Genomic DNA, 21,840 nt, shown 5'->3' with positions numbered 1-21,840 from the left:
TATAAGACCAATCGTAATGACAAATAATCAACATCAATTATTTCTATATCACACGCTTCCTTTTTGCTGTCACCGACCGTGCAACCATACTGCACCACCGGGTCGAACCAGTGACTTGAGACAAACGCGGATGAGATAAGACCGGTGAGCGATGACCACGCACATTTCACGCGGACACTGCACCCGGATGGGGGCATATCTGAAGGGGGATGGGGCCAACGTCGCCTCGTGGGCTCGATTGGCCAGCCATGTTGAGTGGCGGCTCTTAGCAAGGCCCTATGAAACGAAGGTAGTGCCCCCTTCGGCACCGAGCTTGAAGGGGACACGGGCGACTGGCCGAACGCAGTTGCTACTTGTTGGTGTGTGACGCCGATGGTCTGGCAGTGTGTGAGCGGATAATGGCCTATCGCTTGCTGACGGCGCGAAGGTCGGTACGCCGCACATGAAACGGCGCTTGGCTTTGCGAGCAAAGACACGCGTCACACAGCGAAAGCGCATAACGTGGCGCACTGTTTTTGCCGCCGGTGAGCAGTGCCACATACTCGTGCACCGTAGCCACCGCGTTGGCTGGCGCGTTGCAACCGATACGGCCGCAGAGGTCTCCGGTGTTTGGCTCCTGATGTAAAGACGTCGTGCGGGTGTGGATGACATTGATGATGGCCATACCGTCACTCTCCTCGGGGTGGAGCCACGATTATTCCTTGTCCAGCATTAACAATTGATTAATAGGATTCAATAGGGCTCTTTCACATAGCAATAAGCAGCTGGTTGTCGTAACCCGCCGTGCGGCAATCACACTGCCGTTATGCCCCTTGGGCGAGATGAGAATAGATCCAGAAATCGCGCGCCGTACCACGTACATAGCGGTAGTGTTTGAGCAGCCCCTCTTTGGCAAAACCAAGGCGCTCTATCACCCGTTGTGAGGCCAGATTGGTATCCAGCACCGTCGCCTGCACCCGATCACAACCGGCTTCGTGATGCGCCCATCCCACCACTGATGCGCCCACCGCGCTAATAATTCCCCTACCCCAGAGTGTGGGATGCAGATCGTAGGTCAGCTCCGCCGAGTGATTTAGTGGCATCACGCTATGAAATCCGATGGTGCCAACCAGCTCGTTAGTTTGCTTAAGCGCAATGGCCAGTCGCAGCCCCGCTGCCGGATCGGTACTGCGCTCACACCCTAGATAACTGCCAAGCTGCTCAACCGTCGGAAAATTCCAGCTGGTGTGCTCATACACCGCCGGCAGATGCAGATAACTGACCCAGCGCACAATATCTGCAGCCAGCAAGGGTCGCAGATATACCTGCTCGTGTTCGACTGTGGGTAACGAACCAACATGCATATTGTGTCACTCTCTCCATCCGTGACCTTCCCACTGTTGCCGCGGCAGAAAGAGGAACTTGGGGGTCAGACTCAACGTGACGATTTGATGTTGGGCAGCAAGATGGCCACTATGCCGATAAGTGGCAGCCAAGCACACAGATGATAGACATATACAATGCCATAGTGATCGGCCAAACGACCGAGCAACGCTGCGCCAAGCCCCCCCATGCCAAAGGCAAAACCGAAGAAAAGCCCCGAGATAGTGCCGATGCGCCCCGGCAGTAACTCTTGGGCATACACCAGGATCGCCGGAAACGCCGAAGCGAGAATAAATCCGATGATAAAGGTGAGAATAGTGGTGCCGGTCAAGCCAACATGGGGCAGTAACAGCGTAAATGGCGTGATGCCAAGGATCGAGAACCAGATCACCTGCTTGCGACCGATACGATCGCCAATCGGCCCACCAAGCACGGTGCCGGCAGCAACAGCAAACAGGAACAAAAACAGGTGCAACTGCGCCGATTGGGCTGGTAACCCAAAATGTTCCATCAGGTAGAAGGTGTAGTAACTGGTCAGGCTGGCCAGATAGAAATGCTTGGAAAATATCAGCATCAACAGCACAGCAACTGCCAGCACGACGCGCCGCCGTGGTAGGTCGGCATGGGATCTGGCTTTGACCACACTCTGTTGGCGATGCTGCGCCTGATACCACTGCCCAACACGCAGCAGAACCAGCATGGCCAGCAAGGCAACCAGCGCAAACCAGGCAAGGCTCCCCTGCCCAAATGGCAGAACGATCATGGCAGCGAGCAGCGGCCCCATCGCCGTGCCGCCGTTACCACCGACCTGAAAGATGGATTGTGCCAGACCGTGACGACCACCGGAGGCCATGCGCGCCACCCGGGACGACTCGGGATGAAAAATTGACGAGCCCAATCCCACCACCGACGCCCCCAGCAACAACAGTGGAAAACTCGGTGCATGAGAGAGCAACAGCAGGCCACACAGGGTTGACCCCATCCCTACCACCAGCGAAAACGGCTGGGGGTGGCGGTCGGTATACCAGCCCACAACCGGTTGCAACAGGGAGGCCGTGACTTGGTAAGTCAGGGTCAGCAAACCGATTTGGGTGAAGTTAAGATCGTAATTCCCCTTGAGCAGCGGATAGATAGCGATGATCAGCGACTGCAGCATGTCGTTGAGAAAATGTGACAAGCTGATAGCAGCCAGCACCTTGTAACGGGTATCACCGCGCGTTGCTGCCGCGGTCAGAGTCGAAGCCATGAGACACCTTGAACAATGTGAATGGCGTCATAATACCAACTCTCAAAATGTCCTTCGTGCTACCATGCGGCAATCATCGTCGAGAAAAGGACAATCTCATGGCTGAATCCGGGGTCACTCATCGCCAGGATATGGGATTGGCACCAGTGGTAGCCCGCGCATTTGACCGTATTGCCGGCGCAGAGTCGCCACGCCACTGCCACCCGACGGCCCAGCTGCTTTATGCCGTGAAGGGCGTGATGCTGGTGGAAACCGATGCCGGTCAGTGGATTGTCCCACCGACCCGGGCTATTTGGGTTCCGGTTGGTGTCTGGCATCGCACCCTGATGCTGGGAGAAGTGCTGATGCGCACCGTCTATATCCGTGACGACGCCCTCGAGGGGTTACCGAGCGAGTGTGGTGTCGTCGGCATATCTCCCCTGCTGCGCGAGCTGATCCTGGCCGCCATTGACTTACCCCTCGACTATGCCCCTGATGGGCGCGATGGCCATCTGGTGCAGTTGTTGCTCGATGAAATCAAGCGCATGCCGGCTTTGGCTCTCTCAATCCCAGAGCCTGCATCACCCGCTTTGCAGCGATTATGTCGCGGCTTACGTGAGCACGGTGACGACGCGCTCTCACTGGCACAATGGGCCCGTACCTTGGCAATGGATGTTCGCACCCTGCAACGACGGTTTGTCCGTGAAACTGGGCTGACAGTGGGGCAGTGGCGACGCCAGTGCCGCCTACTGCAAGCCTGCGAGCATCTGGCCCGGGGAGAATCCGTACTGCAGGTGGCCTTGGCACTTGGTTACGCCAGCCCAAGTGCGTTTAGCGCCATGTTCAAGCGTGAGCTCGGCGTCCCTCCCAGTCTGTTTTACCGCTAATGCCAGCACAGCCTGATGTGTTGGGGTGTTCAGGCTTCTTGTGGTTTTTACGCTTCAACACCCTCTCCCAAGATCCCGCCCGCGCCACCCGTTGCGTTTCGGCGATTTCGCTAAGTACGGCAGATGGTTTACCATTCACCCAGCGCTGTCGCTGGGATTGCCCTACCGGTGGCGAATGTTTTTTATACTCTACTGGCAGGCCTCTTGCGCACTTGTCCGTTTCATCCAGACCGGTAAGGTCTCTGACCCTAGTGCACAGAATGATTGAGAGAGTCTGCGTATCGCCGCCAAGGCGCAGATGCCATCCCATCCACTGATAAGCGTGAACATCACAAGATCCATGCACACATCCAAACACACAGCTCAGCCCACTTTGTACTTTCACGATTACGAGACGTTCGGGATCAGTCCATCGCGCGATCGGCCGGCGCAGTTTGCCGGGATCAGAACCGATCTGGATTTCAATGTGATTGGCGAGCCGCTGGTGATCTATTGCAAGCCACCGGCGGACTATCTCCCATCGCCAGAGGCGTGCCTTATCACTGGAATTACCCCGCAAAAGGCGCAGCGTGACGGTCTGTGCGAGGCCGATTTTATTGCTCAAATCCATCAGGAATTTGCGGCGCCCGGCACGTGCGTGCTCGGCTATAACAGCATCCGTTTTGATGATGAAGTGACGCGCAACACCCTGTATCGCAACTTCTATGATCCCTACGCCTACAGCTGGCAAAATGGCAATTCGCGCTGGGATATTCTCGATATGGTGCGCGCCTGCTATGCCCTGCGCCCCGACGGCATTACCTGGTGTTTTGATGAGGAAGGTAAACCCAGTTTCAAGTTAGAGAACCTGACCCGCGCCAACCAGATTGGTCACGAGCAGGCGCACGATGCGTTGTCCGATGTGCTAGCCACCATTGCCATGGCCAAGTTGATCAAAACCGCCCAGCCTCGTCTGTTTGACTATCTGTTTGAGCTTCGCAGCAAACACAAAGTCAAAGCCCTGATCGATGTGGTCAGCATGAAGCCGTTGGTGCATGTGTCGGGGATGTTCTCTCCCTGGCAGGGCTGCGCCAGCTGGGTATCGCCGCTTGCCTGGCATCCGAGCAACCAAAATGCAGTGATCGTGGTCGATCTCACCCGCGACCCGCAGGTGCTGCTGGATTTGAGCGCCAGTGAGCTACGCGAACGTCTTTACACCCGTAAATCCGAACTGGGTGAGCTGGCCTCGGTGCCGGTCAAGTTGGTGCATATCAATAAATGCCCGGTGCTAGCTCCAGCTGCTACCCTGACTCCTGAGCGTGCTGACGCACTCGGCATCGACCGTGAGCAGTGCCGAAAAAGCCTGGATTTGCTGCGCCAGCACCCGGAGATCCGCGAGAAACTGGTCGAGGTGTTTAGCGAAGAGTGGCAAGGCACATCCGAGCGCGATCCGGACTTGCGTCTCTATGACGGCTTTTTTGGTCAAGGCGACAAAGCCGCCATGGACATGGTGCGCGCGACCGCCCCCGAGCTATTGGCTGAGCGCCCGTTTGCATTTAGTGACGAGCGACTGCCGGAGCTGCTGTTTCGCTACCGGGCGCGCAACTGGCCGCATACCTTGAACGATGAGGAGAGCCGGCGCTGGCGCACTCACTGCGGTGACTATTTCGCCAGACATCTGCCGGAATATGTCACCACACTCGAAGCCCTGGCAGCTCAATATCAGGACGATGAGCGCCGTTTTGCGCTGCTGCAGCAGATTTATCTCTATCTGAAAAGCCTGTAGCGTGACATTGATCACATTAACTAGCTTGTCGACACTCGGATAAACCCTGCATACTCAACAAGTTGGCGGTAAACGCCGCCGCTTGTTTGATTGGGTTAAAGAATGCGCACACTTCGACTGGCGACAGGCCTGACCACCTTGCTCTGCATGTCATCTGCCATGGCAGCTCCGCTTTTTAGTGAACCGCCATCGTATTTGTTGACGCTGCCCGAGCAGGCCTATGGGTCACTTAGCCACACCTTTGCCGATTTCTACCGCGCCACCAACTTTACCCCGACTGTGACCAACAGCTATTTCAGCCACTCCGAGCTCTATGATTTTGCCGGGTTGCCGCTGGCCATCGCCGAGCGCAACGGCTTTCAGCTTGAGCTCTTCACCCAGCTCTATAGCCAATCTTCCCGCGCGTATCTGAACCTTAATCAAGATCAGTCGCTCTATGGCATTCTGCGTGCCGACCTGATGGAGCACCCTTACGATCAGTGGGCTGGCGGCATTGGTATCGGCGTGCCAATCAATCAATACACCTCGGTCAGAGCACTGGCCTCTACCCAAGAGATCCCGGGTTACGGCTCCGCTAACTATGCGGTGGGGTTCGAGCACCACTTCTAAGGCGTACTTTCTCTAGGTGGTTGACTGCCTGTTTGCGTTTGTCGAGTCCCCTCACTGGATGTTTCGTTGCACCCGTAATCTGTTACACTGCGCTCGCCCTCTCATTTTTCGGTACCTTCCATGTCGCTCACCCTGCTATTGCGCCATGTGCGTGATTTTCTGGTGATCGTGGCCTGCCTGCTGGTGGGTAAAGCCATTGCAGCCATGCTCCCTTTCGCGTTTCCCGGCAGCATCATCGGTATGCTGATCTTGTTTGTGCTGCTCTCTTTGCAAATCGTTCGCCTCTCTTGGGTTGAGCTCGGCGCCGGCCTGCTACTGCGCCACATGGGCGTACTGTTTGTGCCGGTGGCAGTGGGATTGGTGGCGTTTCTTGAGCCGCTCAGAGCCTCTTTGCCGCTGATTTTGACCGCGATTGTTAGCGGCATTGTGCTAATCCTTGCCATCGTTGGCCGACTCTACCAAAGGATGAACCGCCCATGATCTGGCTTGCCCTGCCTTTAACCATTGTGCTTTATCTTGCCACCCGTGCGCTCTACCGCCGCCTACCCTGGCCCATTATCAACCCGGTGCTGGTACCGACCCTGGTGCTGGTAGGCGTGCTGCTCTGGCTGGATCTGCCGCTTGATCAATACGAAACCGGCACCGCCCCCATCAAGGCACTGCTCGAGCCAGCCGTGGTGGCCCTTGCGCTGCCGCTTTACCAGCAGGCACGCCAGATCAAAGCCAAGCTCAAACCGATCCTGGTCTGCTGCTTGGTGGCAGTGGTGATCTCGGTCAGCACCACCTTGGTGATCGGCCGTGTGATGGGCGCCGATGCCGCGATGCTGGCCTCGGTCGCCACCAAGTCCATCACGACCCCCCTGGCCATGAGTGTCAGCCAGTCCCTTGGCGGTATTCCGGCAATTGCCGCCGCCATCGTGGTGGTGGTTGGCGTACTTGGCGCTCTGATTGGTTTCCCACTGCTCAAACTGTTTGGCGTCACCGACCCGGAAGCCCAAGGCATCGCGATGGGATCTGCCGCCCACGCGGTGGGCACCGCCGCTGCGGCCGAGCAGGGTATCACTCAGGGGGCCTTCTCATCACTCGCCATGGTGGTTTGCGGCATTCTGACAGCCCTGATCGCCCCGCTGCTGTTTGCGCTTTATGGCCTGCTGAATTAACAAGCCAGCTGAATACCTTTGGCCAGTGCACTGCGCCCCCACGCAATGAGAGCTGGCCCACACTTTCACACTGACAAACGTTTCCTCTGCAGACAAAGGTCTAGGGCACTGAATGGACGTGACAAATGTCACACTTTTTGTCACTTTCACTCCCTACAATGCCCTCCCGATTGGCCCTTAAGGAAGAGTCATGCATCCTCGTTATATCAAGCCACTCGCCGACCTGCCGGCCCCTTTGCAGGCGGCTCTTACGCCTATGCTGGGCGATGATTTCAAAGCCCGTTTCAGTGTCGATGAGATTGCCCTGCTCAAGCAGGCCAGCGGTCTTGATGATCGCGCCTTGCGTCTGGCACTGTTGCCGCTGGCAGCCGCCTGCGCCGTGGTTCCCATCTCCAATTTCTATGTCGGCGCCATCGCCAGCGGCCAAAGCGGCACCTGGTATTTTGGTGCCAATATGGAGTTTGCCGGCCAGGGTCTGTTCCACTCCATCCACGCCGAACAATCTGCCATCTCACACGCCTGGCTGTCGGGCGAGACCGGCATCAGCGAAGTGACGGTCAACCATACGCCATGCGGCCACTGCCGCCAGTTTATGAACGAGCTCACTACCGCCAAGTCGATTCGCATTACCCTGCCCCATGTGCACAACTCGTTGCAGGCATTTTTGCCTGACTCGTTTGGTCCGGCCGATCTGGATATCAAGGACGCGCTGATGAGCCCGCAGCAGCATCCGCTGCAGTGCGACGCGCGCGATCCGCTGGTGCAAGCCGCCCTCGGCGCGGCCCGCCAAAGCTACGCCCCTTACACTGCTAACTTTGCCGGTGTGGCGGTGGAGTTTGCTAACGGCCATGTCTACACCGGACGCTATGCCGAAAACGCCGCCTTTAACCCGAGCCTGCCGCCGCTGCAGATGGCCTGCACCTACGCCTCGCTGATGGGGGAATCGCTCCACGAGATCCGTCGCGCCGTGCTGGTCGAACCCAAGCAGGCGTTGATCAGCCAACGGGAAAACGCCCGCGCTACCTTGCTGGCTCTCGGCCAGGTTGAGCTGGAATACCACGGCGTCTAAGACTGGCACCAACCCCATGACCGGCAGCAGCCCGAGCGAACCTCGGGCTGTTTTTTTATCTGCGCTCCAACCCAATCAGCGCGACTTAGCCTGCTTTTTCGGCGCACGGTTAAGATGGGGTAAAAGTGGCAGCCAGCATGACATGGAGTGACTAAGATGCGCCTGACCGCTGCATTGGCGCGGTTTGTATCCGTTTTTAAGGTAGTCACACATGAACAAATTCTGGTTGGCCGCACTGGTGCTCGGTGCCGCGTCCCTCACTGCCCACGCCGCCTCCGAGCCGCCGCCCCCGTGCAAGAAAGGCGATAAAACCTGTGAGCCGCACCGCGTCCCCAAGATCCACAACGCGCACCTGCAGGGTAAACCTGATGCAAAACCCCATGAGCAGAAAACACCTCCTGCTCCCAAGTCAGCCCCTCATCAGGGCCAAGAGGCACATAGCAAGCCGGTTGATGGCAAAAAGCCGCCGCTGAAAAAACCGCTGCCGCCCCCGGCCAAAGAGCACAACGAAGAGCAAGACGACTAAACGCGGCTGATCCACAAGGCCACTGTCTGCAACGCCACAGTTGCCTTTGGTAGTGACATTGCTCAATATACTGTATTTATTTACAGTGCATTTCAGCGTAGGGCAGTGATGGCAGGTCGGGGCAGCAGTGGCAATGTGGATCACCGTTTTACCAAAGCGCGCATTGATGCCATCGAGCTGGCGCCTTGGGAATATGATGAGGTAGCGGTCAGCACCGAGATCACACCGGTGCATGCCCGCAGCATTTTGTCGCGCAACCAGTCGCCCGACATCCCCTTCTCGGTCTCCATTAATCCCTATCAGGGCTGCGAGCACGGCTGCATCTACTGCTATGCACGCCCCAGCCACGCCTATCTTGAGCTCTCGCCGGGGCTCGATTTTGAGACCCGCCTGTTTGCCAAGGTCAATGCTGCCGAGTTACTGCGCACCGAATTTGCCAAGGCGAGTTATCAGCCACAGAACATCTGTATTGGTGCCAACACCGATCCTTACCAACCCATTGAGCAGCAGCTAAAACTGACCCGCCAATTGCTGGAGATCATGCGTGAACATCGCCACCCGGTCACGCTGATCACCAAAAGCGCACTGGTGCTACGTGACAAGGATATATTGAGCGAGCTTGCCAACGAGGGGCTGTGCCGGGTCATGGTGTCGGTCACCACCCTGGATGAGTCGCTGCGCCGGCGTCTGGAGCCACGCGCAGCATCAGGCAAAGGGCGATTGAAGGTCATCGAGCAACTCACTGCACACGGCATACCGGTCGGCGTGCTGGCCGCGCCCATGATCCCGCGCTTAAACGAGCATGAGCTGGAGCGGATCTTGATTGGTGCCGCCAAGGCAGGCGCCGATTGCGCCGGCTACATTCTGCTGCGGCTGCCTCACGAGCTCACGACCCTGTTCGAGCAGTGGTTAGATGAGCACTATCCGGGACGCAAACAAGCCATCCTCTCCATCTTGCGACAGAGCAGACACGGGCAACTGAACAGTGCGGCATTTGGCGAGCGGATGCGTGGTCATGGCGAATTTGCCGACTTGCTGGCCCAGCGCTTTCGGCTGGCGGCCCGCCGTCTTGGACTGGACGCATCACGCCCACCACTGCGTCTTGATCGCTTTATCCGCGAGACAAGACAACTGGATCTGTTTGATTAATGTGCGCGAGATGCGCTAGTCACGGCCACCGCGCAGCAGGCGGCGGGGATGGGAAGGTGGCTCGTCTTGCCACTCGGTATCGGCAGTTGTTACAAATTCTTCTTCATCATTGCCCCATAACAGGGTCCATAAATCCCAAATAAACCAGCTACTCATACATCACCTTACAGGTTACAAACACCTTAACAGTGTAACCAACCTACAAGGCATTTCTGTGACAAATCGCATAGCTCACCGAATAAAAAGAGCGCCTTGCGGCGCTCTTTACGATCAGTCGTTGGTAATGATTACTCTTGTGCAGAGCTATCTGCTACCGAGCCCTCTTCACCGTCGTCATCATCGCTTTCAGCCACGCGTTGCAGGCCGACCACGATTTCCTCTTCACCGGTACGGATCAGACGAACGCCACCTGTGTTACGGCCGATAATGCTCACTTCGCTGACGCGAGTGCGCACCAGGGTGCCGCCATTGGTGATCAGCATGATTTGATCGTTTTCATCCACCTGGATGGCATCGATCACCTTGCCGTTACGCTCATCCACCTTGATGGAGATAACGCCCTGAGTCCCACGGCTCTTGGTCGGGTATTCGGTCAGCGCAGTGCGCTTGCCGTAACCGTTCTCGGTCGCGGTGAGGATAGCGCCCTCGCCTCGCGGCACGATGAGCGAGACCACCTTGTCACCATTGGGCAGACGGATACCGCGCACACCGGCAGCGGTACGGCCCATGGGACGCACGCCCTTGAAGGTGCCCTTGCTCTCGCCACCTTCACCGTTGTCGGCACTCTCGTCATCGCCGGCCGCCTCGTCATCACCGTCGGCGTCATCGCTGACATCCGCATCGGCGCGACCGCTGCCTTCATTAAAGCGAACGACCTTACCGGCGTCGGAGAAGAGCATGATCTCGTTACTGCCATCGGTGATATCGACACCGATCAGCTCATCCCCATCCTTCAGGTTGATGGCCCGGATCCCCGAAGAGAGCGGACGGCTGAAGTCAGAGAGGCAGGTCTTTTTCACCGTGCCGTTGGCGGTGGCAAAGAAGACGTACTTGTCGGCCGCATACTCCTTGACCGGCAGGATGGCGGTAATCCGCTCTTCCTCGTCCAGCGGCAGGAGGTTGATGATCGGACGACCGCGGGCACCACGAGAGGCTTCCGGCAGCTGGTAAACCTTGAGCCAGTAGACCTTGCCACGGGTGGAGAAGCACAAAATGGTGTCGTGGGTGTTGGCCACCAGCAGACGCTCCACAAAGTCCTCTTCCTTGATCCGGGTCGCCGACTTGCCCTTGCCGCCACGGCGCTGGGCTTCGTAATCGGAGAGCGGCTGATACTTCACGTAGCCTTGGTGGGACAAGGTCACCACCACGTCTTCCGGCGTGATCAGGTCTTCGATATTGATTTCGGCGCTGGAGGCACTGATCTCGGTACGACGCTCGTCACCATACTGCTCGCGCACGGCCAGCAGTTCGTCACGGATCACTTCCATCAGGCGCTCTGGGCTGGCCAGGATGTGCAGCAGCTCGGCAATGATATCGAGCAGCTCCTGGTACTCTTCCAGGATCTTCTCGTGCTCCAGACCGGTCAGCTTTTGCAGGCGCAGGTCAAGGATGGCCTGGGCCTGTTGCTCGGTCAGGAAGTAGAAACCGTCGCGAATCCCAAATTGCGGCTCCAGCCACTCGGGGCGAGCGGCATCACCACCGGCCTTCTCCAGCATGGCCGCCACGTTACCGAGCTCCCAGCCTTTTGCTACCAGGCCAGCTTTCGCCTCGCTCGGCGTCGGGCTGCGGCGAATCAGCTCGATGATGGGATCGATGTTGGCCAGCGCTACCGCCAGACCTTCAAGGATATGAGCCCGATCACGCGCCTTGCGCAGTTCGAACACGGTACGACGGGTCACCACTTCGCGGCGATGCAGCAAGAAGGCTTCCAGCATCTCCTTGAGGTTGAGCACCTTGGGTTGGTTGTTATCCAACGCCACCATGTTCATACCGAAGGTGGTTTGCAGCTGGGTATGCTTGTAGAGATTGTTCAGCACAATCTCGCCAGACTCACCACGCTTGATCTCGATAACGACGCGCATCCCGTCCTTGTCAGACTCGTCACGCAGCGCAGAGATCCCTTCAATCTTCTTCTCTTTGACCAACTCGGCGATCTTTTCGATAAGGCGCGCCTTGTTAACCATGTAGGGAAGTTCGTGAACGATGATGGTCTCGCGACTGGTCTTCTCGTCCACTTCCACCTCGGCCTTGGCCCGCACATAGATCGAGCCGCGACCGGTACGATATGCCTGCAGGATGCCGGAGCGACCGTTAATGATGCCGCCGGTGGGGAAATCGGGACCGGGGATGTACTCCATCAGCTCATCAATGCTGATGCTGCCATCCTGGATCAGGGCCAGACAGCCGTTGATCACTTCGGTCAGGTTATGGGGAGGAATGTTGGTGGCCATGCCCACCGCAATACCGGAGGAGCCATTGACCAGCAGGTTGGGCACCTTGGTCGGCAGCACGGCCGGGATCTGCTCGGTACCGTCATAGTTGGGGACCCAATCGACGGTCTCTTTATCCAGATCAGCCAGCAGTTCGTGGGCGATACGCGCCATGCGCACTTCGGTATAACGCATGGCCGCCGCACTGTCGCCGTCCACCGAACCGAAGTTGCCCTGCCCGTCGACCAGCATGTAACGCATGGAAAAATCCTGCGCCATACGGACGATGGTGTCATACACGGCACTGTCGCCGTGCGGGTGGTATTTACCGATTACGTCACCGACCACACGGGCCGATTTTTTGTAGGGCTTGTTCCAGTCATTGCCGAGCTCGTTCATTGCAAACAGCACGCGGCGGTGAACCGGTTTCAAGCCATCACGCACATCCGGCAGGGCTCGTCCCACGATAACGCTCATGGCGTAATCGAGATAGGAACTCTTGAGCTCTTCCTCAATGTTGACCGGCGTGATCTCTCTGGCCAGATCGCTCATAGAAAGCCTTAATCCCTAACTTAGTTGTTCTTTGGCTTAAACAGCGTGTCATGTTAACACACCGCACATAAATCCTTAAGCCAAAAACAGTTATCTGCGCCGGTGCTGCATGCCGCTACGTATGTTGGTTATAATGCCGGCCAGCGAACAAGGAGCGGCCACCACGGCCCGGCCAGAGGAATTTTCCATGAATGCAGAGCAGTTAGCCGCAAGCGGCAATGTGGACCCCGAAGAGATTGCCAAGTTCGAGGCCATCGCCTCCCGCTGGTGGGACATGGAGGGTGAATTCAAACCCCTGCACCTGATTAACCCGGTTCGTCTGGAGTGGATAGATCACCAGTGCGGCGGCCTGTTTGGCAAGAAGGTGCTCGATATCGGTTGTGGCGGCGGCATCCTGGCCGAGAGCATGGCCCGCCGTGGCGCCGTGGTCACCGGCATTGACATGGGCAAAGAGCCGCTTGGGGTTGCCCGCCTGCACGCCCTAGAGCAAGGCGTGGAGCTGACCTACAAGCAGATTACGGCCGAGGCCCATGCCCTCGAAGCCGCCGAGCAATACGACGTGGTCACCTGCATGGAGATGCTCGAGCACGTCCCCGATCCGGCATCGGTGCTGCGCGCCATCTCGACCCTGGTTCGCCCCGGTGGCCGCGTGGTGGTTTCGACCATCAATCGTAATCCCAAGTCTTATATGATGATGATTGTCGGTGCCGAATACCTGATGAAGATGGTTCCCAAGGGCACGCACGATCACAAGAAGTTCATTATGCCGGCCGAGTTGTGCCAGCTCGGTGAGCAAGCGGGTCTGCTGGTCAAGCAGATGAGCGGGGTGCACTACCGCCCGCTGCTCGGTGATTTCAAGCTCGGTGCAAACGTGGATGTCAATTACATGGTCTCCTTCATCCGTCCGGAGGAGCGCTAATGACCTTAAGTGCCGTGCTGTTTGACCTTGACGGCACCCTGCTCGACACGGCGCCCGATCTTGGCGCCGCTGCCAACCATGTGCTGATTCATGAAGGGTTTGCCCCGCTTAGCGATGAGGTCATTCGCAAGACCACCTCGCACGGCGCGCTGGCGCTGCTAAAAGCCGGCCTGGGTGATGAGATTGACGCCCTTGGCGCCGAGCGCCTGCGCACCGCCCTGCTCGATTACTACGCCGCACATTTGTGCGTTGGCACTCGCCCCTATGACGGCATGGTGGAGCTGATTGCCTGGCTTGATGAGCAGCAGATCCCCTGGGGGGTGGTGACCAACAAACCGGCCTATTTGACCGAGCCGCTGCTCGCGGCGTTACCTGCATTCAAACGCTGCGGCGTGACCGTCAGTGCCGATACCCTGCCGGTGCGAAAGCCCGATCCTGCGCCACTTTATTATGCTTGTGAGCAACTTGGCGTGGTGGCTGCAGATGCGCTCTATGTGGGCGATCATGTGCGCGACATCGACGCTGGCCGCAATGCCGGCATGCGCACCGCCGTGGCACTGTGGGGATATCTGGATGAAGACCCGGCCAGCTGGCAGGCAGATCTTCATTTTGCTACGGTGCAAGCGCTGCATCAGTGGCTCTATATGGAGCACAAACAGTCACCCCGGGCCGGCTGAAGCTGGCTTCTGTTTGCCCTCTTGAGCCCAAGATGGCGACCTGCTTTTGTGCAGACTGCACACCCCTTGAGCAGTGACCTTTGGCTAGTAAAAAAGGGGGCCGGGTGCAAGAAAAAAAGTTATCAGAAATTTTCTTAACGGACAGATCGAAAGCAGTGTCAGGATCAGGGAAGAGCTGAGCCCTCACTCGCTGTTAGCAGACACTAACACCTCGCCATCACGCACACCTTATCCACAGGAAGTGCAATCGTAGATACATTGCAAAGACGTCTTTACATCACTATCTTGTTGTCCAGCAGTACGAATAACACAATATATAGTGCCTCATCCCCTTTTACTGAGCGTGACTAGCGGGGTGAGGATTTTCGGGAATTCAACAAAAGGTCATCACTCATGAACTTGCTTGTGACTAAACGGGGCGGCAACAAAGAGCCCATCGATCTCGACAAGATCCACCGCGTATTGGACTGGGCCGCAGAGGGCCTCGACAATGTCTCCGTCTCCCAGGTCGAGCTCAAGTCACACATCCAGTTTTATGACGGGATCCGTACCTCTGACATTCACGAAACCATCATCAAGGCAGCGGCAGATCTGATCTCGCAAGAGAGCCCGGATTACCAATACATGGCTGCGCGTCTGGCCATCTTCCATCTGCGCAAGAAAGCCTACGGCCAGTTCGAGCCGCCGCACCTCTACCAGCATGTAGCCAAGCTGGTTGACATGGGCAAGTACGACCAGCACCTGCTCGAAGACTACACCCGTGAAGAGTTTGACGAGCTCAACGGCCACCTCGACCACTGGCGTGACATGACCTTCTCTTATGCTGCCGTCAAGCAGCTTGAAGGCAAATACCTGGTGCAAAACCGCGTCACCGGCGAGATCTACGAAAGCCCGCAGTTCCTCTATATGCTGGTCGCGGTCTGCCTCTTCTCCAAGTATCCGAAGTCAACCCGTCTGGACTACATCAAGCGTTTCTATGACGCGGTTTCGACGTTCAAAATCTCGCTGCCGACCCCGATCATGAGCGGTGTGCGCACCCCGACCCGTCAGTTCAGCTCTTGCGTGCTGATCGAGTGCGATGACAGCCTGGACTCCATCAATGCCACCGCCAGTGCCATTGTGCGTTATGTCTCCCAACGCGCCGGTATCGGTATCAACGCCGGTCGCATTCGTGGTCTGGGTAGCCCCATTCGTGGCGGCGAAGCGTTCCACACCGGTTGCATCCCCTTCTACAAGTACTTCCAGACCGCGGTGAAGTGCTGCTCTCAAGGCGGCGTGCGCGGCGGCGCGGCGACCCTGTTCTACCCGCTGTGGCACATCGAAGTGGAAAGCCTGCTGGTTCTGAAAAACAACCGTGGCGTAGAAGAGAACCGCGTTCGTCACATGGACTATGGCGTGCAGATCAACAAGCTGATGTACCAGCGCCTCATCAAGGGCGGTGACATCACCCTGTTCTCCCCGTCCGACGCGCCGGGTCTGTACGATGCGTTCTTTGCCGATCAGGACAAGTTTGAGGAGCTCTACGTCAAGTACGAGCAGGATCCGTCTATCCGCAAGAAGACCCTCAAGGCCGTCGATCTCTTCTCGCTGATGATGCAAGAGCGCGCCGGTACTGGTCGTATCTACATCCAGAACGTGGACCACTGCAACACTCACAGCCCGTTTGATCCGGCCGTGGCCCCGGTGCGCCAGTCCAACCTGTGCCTGGAGATCGCCCTGCCGACCAAGCCGCTCAACAACATCGACGATGCCAGCGGTGAAATCGCCCTGTGCACCCTGTCGGCGTTTAACCTCGGCGCCATCGACAAGCTAGACGATCTGGCCGAGATGGCCGATCTGGCGGTACGTGCCCTCGATGCCCTGCTCGATTATCAGGACTACCCGATTGCCGCCGCCAAAAAAGGCAGCATGAACCGCCGCACCCTGGGAATTGGTGTCATCAACTACGCCTACTACCTGGCCAAGAACGGTGCCCGTTACTCTGATGGCTCGGGTCTGGCGCTGACCCATCGCACCTTCGAAGCGATTCAGTATTACCTGCTGAAAGCCTCGGTACAGCTGGCCCGCGAATTCGGTGCCTGCCCGGCGTTTAACGAAACCACCTACGCACAAGGCATTTTGCCGATCGACACCTACAAAAAGGATCTCGACGGCCTGTGCGACGAGCCGCTGCACTACGACTGGGAATCCCTGCGTGAAGAGATCCGCACCGTAGGCCTGCGTAACTCCACCCTGACCGCGCTGATGCCGAGCGAGACCTCCAGCCAGATCTCCAACGCCACCAACGGCATCGAGCCGCCCCGTGGTCTGGTGTCGGTCAAGGCCTCCAAGGATGGGATCCTCAAGCAGGTGGTGCCCGAATACAGTCGTCTTAAGGAGAGCTATGAGCTGTTGTGGCAGCAGCCGAGCGTCGATGGCTACCTGCAGCTGGTAGGCGTGATGCAGAAGTTTGTGGATCAGGCCATCTCGGCCAACACCAACTACGATCCGGCTCGCTTTGAAGGCAACAAGGTGCCGATGAAGCAGCTACTCAAGGACTTGCTGACCGCTTACAAATACGGCGTCAAGACCCTCTACTACCACAACACCCGCGACGGTGCTGACGACACCCAGACCGATCTGCAAGACGACGGTTGCGCCAGCGGAGCATGCAAAATCTAATCAAGCGGGCGGGAGCTGACACTCCCGCCCTGCTGCTTTGGTGCAGCAACGACCCTATACGTTCACCGCAATGAGCGAAGAAAGCACATCATGGCCTACACAACCTTCAGTCAAACCAAGAATGACCAGCTCAAAGAGCCCATGTTTTTTGGCCAACCGGTCAATGTGGCCCGTTACGATCAACAAAAGCACGACATTTTCGAACGTCTGATCGAGAAGCAACTCTCCTTCTTCTGGCGCCCGGAAGAGGTGGATGTCTCACGCGATCGCATCGACTATCAGGCGCTGCCGCCCCATGAGCAGCACATTTTTATCTCCAATCTGAAATACCAGACACTGCTCGACTCCATTCAGGGCCGCAGCCCCAACGTGGCACTGCTGCCGCTGGTGTCGATCCCCGAGCTGGAAACCTGGATTGAGACCTGGTCGTTCTCCGAGACCATCCACTCACGCTCGTATACCCACATCATCCGCAATATTGTCAACGATCCTGCGCTGGTGTTCGACGACATCGTGACCAACGACCAGATCCTCAAGCGCGCTGAGTCCATCAGCCACTTCTATGACGAACTGATTGAGTCGACCGCCCTTTATCATCTGCTCGGCGAAGGGGAGCATGACGTCAATGGCCAGCGCGTCACCGTCAGCCTGCGCGAGCTGAAAAAGAAGCTCTATCTGTGCCTGATGAGCGTCAACGCTCTGGAAGCGATCCGCTTCTATGTCAGCTTCGCCTGCTCGTTTGCGTTTGCCGAGCGCGAGCTGATGGAAGGGAACGCCAAAATCATCAAGATGATTGCCCGTGATGAAGCGCTGCACCTGACCGGCACCCAGCATATGCTCAACCTGATGCGCAGTGGCAACGACGATCCAGACATGGCTGAGATTGCCCGTGAGTGCGAGCAGGCCTGTTTTGATCTGTTCAAGGAAGCGGCGCTGCAGGAAAAAGAGTGGGCCGAGTACCTGTTCCGCGATGGCTCGATGATCGGTCTTAATAAAGACATCCTCTGCCAATATGTGGAGTACATCACCAACTTGCGCATGGGCGCAGTCGGCCTGCAGCCAGCCTTTGCCGCCAAGCAAAACCCCATTCCCTGGATCAACACCTGGCTCTCGTCTGACAACGTACAGGTCGCACCGCAAGAAGTGGAAGTCAGCTCCTATCTGGTCGGCCAGATTGACAGTGAAATCAGCCACGAAGATCTGGGTGACTTCGAGCTGTGAGTCACGATGCTGGCATTCTGCAAACAGCTTCCGTCAGCGAGCGGGAAGCCAGCCTCATCCACACCGAAGATGGCATGCTTGTTACAAAGCCGGGCGAAACACTGCTGGCAACCCTGGAGCGGCACGGTTTTTTGGTGGAAGTGCAGTGCCGCAGCGGCTATTGCGGCGCTTGCCGTACCCCCTTGCTAGCGGGCAGTGTGGCCTATCGCCAGACACCGCTCGCCTTTGTTGCCAAAGATGAGTGCCTGCCCTGCTGCTGTCATCCGGTCGGCACGGTCCGATTACCGCTCAAGCGCTGATGCCAGATAAGACCTCCTGCGGGAGGTTTTCTTATCTTCTAGTCATTCCATCCAAGACATGAGCGAAAAAAACGGCCAGCAAATGCTGGCCGTTTTATTGTCATGGACGTTTTCACTTTTTGACCAGTCCGGCCATCTCGGCGGTAATATTACCCGCCTCTTTGAGAAACTCATCGGGCGCTTCATAGTCAGCCGGCAGGGCATCGAGGGATTTAACCTGCGGCTTGCCCATCCGCTTGAGACGCTCGTTGGTGCGCTGCAACGCCAGTGCATCCTGCTTGTCCTGCTCGGCACGGCGCTCGGCTTCATTAAGTGAGAGCGACTTGTTGTCCTTCTCCTTCTTGTAGAGCGCGATATCCTGCTCGAGATAGGCAAACTCCGGATCCTTGGCCGTGCGGCTCTCGTAGTCCGACTCCAGCTTGGGCACGATGGCAGAGAAATCCCCCAGCTTTTGATAGCTGGCCGAGGGGATCTTGTCCCACGGCAGGGCGTTGGGCTCCTGGCTCTCACCGGTTTCCTCGTGCGGCACAGCCGTCGGGAAGGCGATATCCGGAACAACACCCTTGTTCTGGGTACTGCCACCATCGATGCGATAGAACTTGGCAATGGTGTACTGAACGTGACCAAGCGGCTCATCGTAGAAGTCGTATACCTTGGCAAGACTACGGTGCTGCTGCACGGTGCCCTTACCAAACGAGTTCTCACCGATGATCAGCGCGCGACCATAGTCCTGCATGGCTGCAGCAAAGATCTCGGAGGCCGACGCACTGTAGCGGTCGATCAGCACGCTCATGGGGCCACCGTAATACACCTGGCCATCATCGTCGCTGTTAACCGTGATGCGTCCCATGTGATCGCGGATCTGCACCACCGGACCCGAGCTGATAAACAGGCCAGTCAGCGCCGACGCTTCGGTCAGAGCTCCCCCGCCATTACCACGCAGATCCACCACCAAGGCATCGATCTTGTTCTTGTTGAGGGTCGCCAGCTCTTTGATGACGTCATCATGCAGATTGACGTAGAAGCTGGGGATCTCAAGTACGCCGACCTTCTTGCCAAGGGCTGTGATCACCTTGGACTTGGCCGCCCTGTCTTCCAGACGCACCTTGTCGCGGGTAAGTTCAATCACCTCGGTCTTGGTACCGGCACCCTTGCCACGGCGAACCTCGAGGCGCACCTTGCTCCCCTTGGGCCCCTTGATAAGATCGACCACATCATCAAGACGCCAGCCAATCACATCAACAATCTTGCCATCATCCTGGCCGACCCCGGTGATCTTGTCATCAGGCTTGAGTTGATTGGAACGCGCAGCCGGACCGCCGGGCACCAGAGAGCGGATAACGGTGAAGTCATCTTCTGCCTGCAACACGGCGCCAATCCCTTCGAGGGAGAGGTTCATCTCGGAGTTGAAACGATCAGCATTGCGCGGCGAGAGGTAGCTGGTGTGCGGCTCAATGGCACGGGCAAACGAGTTCATAAAGAGCTGGAACACGTCCTCGCTCTCGGTTTGCGCCATGCGCTTGATCGCGTTGTTGTAGCGCTTGGCCAGCAACTCCTTGATTTCCGGCCACTGTTTGCCGGAGAGCTTGAGGCTCAACGCATCATACTTGACCCGTTGCCGCCACAGCTCGTTAAGCTCGGCTTCATCTTTGGGCCAAGGGGCTTTGGCGCGGTCAAATACGTAGGCATCTTTCTGGGTGAAATCGAAGGGGGTATCGAGCAACGTGAGGGCATACGCGTAGCGTTCATAGCGGCGCTGCTGACTCAAGTTGAACATGTCATAGGCCGGATCGAGACGACCGCGTTCCAAGTCCTTGTCAAATCCGCTGCGATACTTCTCGAAACGCTCGATATCCGAGGCCAGGAACAGATTGCGGCTAAAGTCGAGCCCTTCCAGGTAACGGTCGAAAATTTGGGAAGAGAAGGCGGCATCGAGGGAGAACTGCTTGTAATGAGAGCGGGTGAACAGATTGGTGATCCGTTTACTCGCGGTCGCATGCTGACTCTCCTGACTCAGCACGGGCAGTTCACTCTCCTTAAGAACCGGCTCGACAGCCCAGCTAAGCCCGGCAAACGCCAGGCTCAGGGTCAGGAGAGAATAACGAAGTACACCTGGCTTCAAAAAGAGCCTCCTTAGAGGACGAGGTGTTCGAATTTGACGCGCAGCATCATGCCGGTCTGCAGCTGTACCTGCACGTCGTCCTTGGTGATCTCCTTGATGGTCGCCGGAACCGGTGCCTTACCCAGCACCACCTTCACGCCCTGCTCTACCTTCAGATCAGCGGCAGCCACCTTGCGCGGCTCGGGACGACGCGGTTTCTTGGGTTTGTCGCTCTTGGTGTTGTTGACACGGCGGCTGGCAAACACCCGATCCTTGCTCTCCTTAAGAGTCTGCTTGGCGTGAGCCACGTGCTCTTCGGTCAGCGGTTCGCCCGGGGTGCCATCGAGATCAACGCGAGCCATGCCAGCCTTGAGGCCATGCAGATAGCGCCAGCTGGAGGTGTATTGGCGCAGTGCTGAACGCAGCAGGGTCTTAGACACCTTGGGGTCGTCAGCCAGACGTTCTGCCAGATCCTGGAAGATACCGATCTTGAGCGGTTTGGCCTCGCCTTCGGCGACGAAACAGGCCGGGAACTTCTCGATCAGGTAAGCGACGACCTCTTTACTGTTTTTCAGCTTTTCAGTGTTTTCCATGAATAACCTTGGATTAAAAAATGACCGGGGCAACTGCCTCACAGACGACAAGTGCCCCATTATAAAGGGGTTGGGACCGTTTGCGAACTCTCACGCCGACAGAGTTGCTTCCAACACCTTCACCAACTGCTCCAGACCAGCCTGATCTGCCTCATCAAAACGGGCAAACACTGGGCTGTCGATGTCCAGAACGGCTATGACCTCACCTGCACGGTGAACCGGAATCACAATCTCCGAGTTGCTGGCCGCATCGCAAGCAATGTGACCGGCAAATTGATGAACATCGCGCACCAATTGGGTCGCATCTTGTGCCACCGCAGTGCCACACACGCCACGACCTACCGGAATACGGATACAGGCAGGCTTGCCCTGAAACGGGCCGAGCACCAGTGTCTGCCCTTGCAGGAGATAGAAACCGACCCAGTTGATGTCGTTCAGTTCGAGGTTGAGCAGAGCACTGAGATTGGCCATGTTGGCAATCAGATCAGGCTCGCCGTCAATCAGGGCGTGAGCCTGCTGCTGCAGACGTTGGTAGAAGGCGTTTTTATCACTCATGTTGAATTTTTTGGCGAATCAATCGCATCGGTTGGCACAAACCCCAGAACGTTAACTGTCGAACGGGAAAATGCCAACGAT

The 21,840-nt window shown here is 57.3% G+C and carries 21 protein-coding genes; 13 read left to right on the top strand and 8 right to left on the bottom strand.

Going from position 1 to position 21,840, the window contains the following annotated elements; translation table 11 throughout:
• Positions 1 to 403: 403 nt before the first annotated feature.
• From BW958_RS04885 to BW958_RS04875, 3 genes are all read right to left on the bottom strand, one after another.
• A complete protein-coding gene (locus BW958_RS04885) occupies positions 404 to 664 on the bottom strand; it encodes a hypothetical protein (protein WP_076574605.1) in 261 nt (86 codons plus the stop codon).
• Positions 665 to 803: 139 nt separating this feature from the next.
• Positions 804 to 1,343, bottom strand: a complete 540-nt coding sequence (locus BW958_RS04880; protein ID WP_076574604.1) for a GNAT family N-acetyltransferase — start codon at positions 1,341 to 1,343, stop codon at positions 804 to 806.
• A 71-nt stretch (positions 1,344 to 1,414) separates the two neighbouring features.
• Positions 1,415 to 2,608, bottom strand: a complete 1,194-nt coding sequence (locus BW958_RS04875; protein WP_076574603.1) for an MFS transporter — start codon at positions 2,606 to 2,608, stop codon at positions 1,415 to 1,417.
• A 98-nt stretch (positions 2,609 to 2,706) separates the two neighbouring features.
• On the opposite strand from BW958_RS04875, the gene BW958_RS04870 reads away from it, so the two are divergent.
• The 8 genes from BW958_RS04870 to BW958_RS04835 all read left to right on the top strand — a co-directional run bounded on the left by BW958_RS04870 (position 2,707) and on the right by BW958_RS04835 (position 9,752).
• Positions 2,707 to 3,474 carry an AraC family transcriptional regulator gene (locus BW958_RS04870; RefSeq protein ID WP_076574602.1) on the top strand — a complete coding sequence of 256 codons (768 nt, stop codon included), beginning with the start codon at positions 2,707 to 2,709 and terminating at the stop codon, positions 3,472 to 3,474.
• 340 nt (positions 3,475 to 3,814) lie between these two features.
• Positions 3,815 to 5,239 (top strand): exodeoxyribonuclease I, encoded by a 1,425-nt coding sequence (sbcB, locus tag BW958_RS04865; protein WP_076574601.1) that lies wholly within the window; start codon positions 3,815 to 3,817, stop codon positions 5,237 to 5,239.
• A 102-nt stretch (positions 5,240 to 5,341) separates the two neighbouring features.
• The gene (locus BW958_RS04860; protein ID WP_076574600.1) at positions 5,342 to 5,848 is read left to right on the top strand and encodes a hypothetical protein; all 507 of its coding nucleotides are present in this window, start codon (positions 5,342 to 5,344) and stop codon (positions 5,846 to 5,848) included.
• A 120-nt stretch (positions 5,849 to 5,968) separates the two neighbouring features.
• Positions 5,969 to 6,328: a CidA/LrgA family protein gene (locus tag BW958_RS04855; protein ID WP_076574599.1), complete on the top strand. Its 360-nt coding sequence runs from the start codon at positions 5,969 to 5,971 to the stop codon at positions 6,326 to 6,328.
• Entirely contained in the window at positions 6,325 to 7,008 is a 684-nt protein-coding gene (locus BW958_RS04850; RefSeq protein ID WP_076574598.1) for an LrgB family protein, read from the top strand. Before BW958_RS04855 ends, BW958_RS04850 begins: the two co-directional genes overlap by 4 nt.
• Before the next feature lie 190 nt (positions 7,009 to 7,198).
• Entirely contained in the window at positions 7,199 to 8,077 is an 879-nt protein-coding gene (cdd, locus tag BW958_RS04845; protein WP_076574597.1) for a cytidine deaminase, read from the top strand.
• Between the two features lie 211 nt (positions 8,078 to 8,288).
• Positions 8,289 to 8,603 (top strand): hypothetical protein, encoded by a 315-nt coding sequence (locus tag BW958_RS04840; protein ID WP_076574596.1) that lies wholly within the window; start codon positions 8,289 to 8,291, stop codon positions 8,601 to 8,603.
• A 108-nt stretch (positions 8,604 to 8,711) separates the two neighbouring features.
• Positions 8,712 to 9,752 (top strand): PA0069 family radical SAM protein, encoded by a 1,041-nt coding sequence (locus tag BW958_RS04835; protein WP_076574595.1) that lies wholly within the window; start codon positions 8,712 to 8,714, stop codon positions 9,750 to 9,752.
• A gap of 15 nt (positions 9,753 to 9,767) precedes the next feature.
• On the opposite strand, the gene BW958_RS20485 is transcribed toward BW958_RS04835, so the two are convergent.
• Both BW958_RS20485 and gyrA read right to left on the bottom strand, forming a co-directional pair.
• On the bottom strand, positions 9,768 to 9,908 hold the full coding sequence (locus tag BW958_RS20485; protein WP_179078815.1) for a hypothetical protein: 141 nt from the start codon (positions 9,906 to 9,908) through the stop codon (positions 9,768 to 9,770).
• 131 nt (positions 9,909 to 10,039) lie between these two features.
• Positions 10,040 to 12,733 (bottom strand): DNA topoisomerase (ATP-hydrolyzing) subunit A, encoded by a 2,694-nt coding sequence (gene gyrA / locus BW958_RS04830; protein WP_076574594.1) that lies wholly within the window; start codon positions 12,731 to 12,733, stop codon positions 10,040 to 10,042.
• Positions 12,734 to 12,920: 187 nt separating this feature from the next.
• On the opposite strand from gyrA, the gene ubiG reads away from it, so the two are divergent.
• From ubiG to yfaE, 5 genes are all read left to right on the top strand, one after another.
• On the top strand, positions 12,921 to 13,652 hold the full coding sequence (gene ubiG, locus BW958_RS04825) for a bifunctional 2-polyprenyl-6-hydroxyphenol methylase/3-demethylubiquinol 3-O-methyltransferase UbiG (protein WP_076574593.1): 732 nt from the start codon (positions 12,921 to 12,923) through the stop codon (positions 13,650 to 13,652).
• The gene (locus tag BW958_RS04820; protein WP_076574592.1) at positions 13,652 to 14,329 is read left to right on the top strand and encodes an HAD family hydrolase; all 678 of its coding nucleotides are present in this window, start codon (positions 13,652 to 13,654) and stop codon (positions 14,327 to 14,329) included. Before ubiG ends, BW958_RS04820 begins: the two co-directional genes overlap by 1 nt.
• Before the next feature lie 393 nt (positions 14,330 to 14,722).
• A complete protein-coding gene (nrdA, locus tag BW958_RS04815) occupies positions 14,723 to 16,990 on the top strand; it encodes a class 1a ribonucleoside-diphosphate reductase subunit alpha (protein ID WP_076574591.1) in 2,268 nt (755 codons plus the stop codon).
• Between the two features lie 90 nt (positions 16,991 to 17,080).
• Positions 17,081 to 18,211 (top strand): class Ia ribonucleoside-diphosphate reductase subunit beta, encoded by a 1,131-nt coding sequence (gene nrdB / locus BW958_RS04810; RefSeq protein WP_076574590.1) that lies wholly within the window; start codon positions 17,081 to 17,083, stop codon positions 18,209 to 18,211.
• Complete coding sequence (gene yfaE, locus BW958_RS04805; protein ID WP_076574589.1) at positions 18,208 to 18,510, top strand: class I ribonucleotide reductase maintenance protein YfaE; 303 nt, start codon at positions 18,208 to 18,210, stop codon at positions 18,508 to 18,510. The genes nrdB and yfaE overlap by 4 nt, the downstream gene beginning before the upstream one ends.
• A 112-nt stretch (positions 18,511 to 18,622) precedes the next feature.
• Here yfaE and prc read toward each other — a convergent pair whose 3' ends face one another.
• The 3 genes from prc to BW958_RS04790 all read right to left on the bottom strand — a co-directional run bounded on the left by prc (position 18,623) and on the right by BW958_RS04790 (position 21,759).
• Complete coding sequence (gene prc, locus BW958_RS04800) at positions 18,623 to 20,632, bottom strand: carboxy terminal-processing peptidase (RefSeq protein WP_076574588.1); 2,010 nt, start codon at positions 20,630 to 20,632, stop codon at positions 18,623 to 18,625.
• Between the two features lie 11 nt (positions 20,633 to 20,643).
• On the bottom strand, positions 20,644 to 21,204 hold the full coding sequence (proQ, locus tag BW958_RS04795; RefSeq protein ID WP_076574587.1) for an RNA chaperone ProQ: 561 nt from the start codon (positions 21,202 to 21,204) through the stop codon (positions 20,644 to 20,646).
• Between the two features lie 90 nt (positions 21,205 to 21,294).
• On the bottom strand, positions 21,295 to 21,759 hold the full coding sequence (locus tag BW958_RS04790; protein WP_076574586.1) for a GAF domain-containing protein: 465 nt from the start codon (positions 21,757 to 21,759) through the stop codon (positions 21,295 to 21,297).
• Between the last annotated feature and the right edge of the window lie 81 nt (positions 21,760 to 21,840).

This window comes from Aeromonas sp. RU39B (assembly GCF_900156095.1).
Classification (GTDB): domain Bacteria; phylum Pseudomonadota; class Gammaproteobacteria; order Enterobacterales; family Aeromonadaceae; genus Aeromonas.
This window is presented reverse-complemented; position numbering and strand designations above follow the sequence as displayed.